The 1528-nt window shown below is 59.0% G+C and carries 1 protein-coding gene; it reads right to left on the reverse strand.

Annotated features, from left to right (window positions below; translation table 11 throughout):
• Window positions 1-16: 16 nt before the first annotated feature.
• A partial coding sequence (locus AACG97_RS00180; RefSeq protein ID WP_338463221.1) for a cation acetate symporter occupies window positions 17-1528 on the reverse strand: 1512 nt, incomplete at its 5' end.

Raw genomic sequence — 1528 nt, forward strand, 5'->3', positions numbered from 1 at the left:
GAAGGGGAGAGAACGATTAATGCGCCTGGCCGCGTTCGATACCGATCCCGGTTTGTGAACGGATAAACTGGGCGCGGAACTGCTCGCGCTCGCGCATCCCTTCCGGTGAGTTATCGGTGGCGGAGAAGACCCAGATACCGATGAACGCGATGGCGATGGAGAACAGCGCCGGATATTCATACGGGAACAGCGCTTTCTCATGGCCGAGGATCTGCACCCAAATGGTCGGGCCGAGGATCATCAGAATGACCGCAGTCAGCAGGCCCAGCCAGCCGCCGACCATCGCGCCGCGGGTGGTCAGCTTCGACCAGTACATCGACAGCAGAATAATCGGGAAGTTACAGCTGGCGGCAATGGAGAAGGCCAGGCCGACCATGAAAGCGATGTTCTGATTTTCAAACAGAATACCCAGCAGAATGGCCACCACCCCGAGGATCAGCACGGTGATCTTGGAGACCTTCAGCTCCTGACGCTCGGTCGCGCCCTTGCGGAAGACGTTGGCGTACAGGTCGTGCGACACCGCTGAGGCGCCGGCGAGCGTCAGGCCAGCCACCACCGCCAGGATAGTGGCGAAAGCGACCGCGGAGATAAAGCCGAGGAACAGATTGCCCCCCACCGCATCCGCCAGATGTACCGCCGCCATGTTATTGCCGCCGATAAGCTGTCCGGCCGCGTCTTTAAACGCCGGGTTCGCGCCGACCAGCATGATGGCGCCGAAGCCGATAATAAAGGTCAGGATATAGAAATAGCCCATAAAACCGGTGGCGTAGAAGACGCTTTTACGCGCTTCCTTGGCATCGCCCACGGTAAAGAAGCGCATCAGAATATGCGGCAGGCCGGCGGTACCGAACATCAGACCCAGACCCAGAGAGAGCGCTGATATCGGATCTTTCACCAGTCCGCCGGGACTCATAATCGCCGCCCCTTTCGGATGGACGGCCATCGCCTCGGTAAACAGGTTATTGAAGCTGAAGCCGACGTGCTTCATGACCATAAAGGCCATAAAGCTGGCGCCGCACAGCAGCAGAACCGCTTTAATAATCTGCACCCAGGTGGTTGCCAGCATGCCGCCGAACAGGACATAGAGCACCATCAGCACGCCAACCAGCACCACGGCGACATGGTAATTGAGGCCGAACAGCAGCTGGATCAGCTTGCCGGCGCCCACCATCTGCGCGATCAGATACAGCGCTACCACCACCAGCGATCCGCAGGCGGAGAGGGTGCGGATCGGCCCCTGCTTCAGGCGGTATGAAGCGACGTCAGCAAAGGTATAGCGGCCAAGGTTGCGCAGTCGTTCGGCAATCAGAAACAGGATAATCGGCCAGCCGACGAGAAAGCCCAGCGAGTAGATCAGGCCGTCGTAGCCTGAGGTATACACCAGCGCGGAAATACCGAGGAACGACGCTGCCGACATAAAGTCGCCGGCAATCGCCAGCCCGTTCTGGAAGCCGGTAATATTGCCGCCGGCGGTATAATAATCGCTGCGCGAACGTACCCGTTTTGAGGCCCAGTAGGTGATGTAAAG

The organism is Pseudomonas sp. Nvir (assembly GCF_963778085.1).
GTDB lineage: Bacteria > Pseudomonadota > Gammaproteobacteria > Pseudomonadales > Pseudomonadaceae > Aquipseudomonas > Aquipseudomonas juntendi.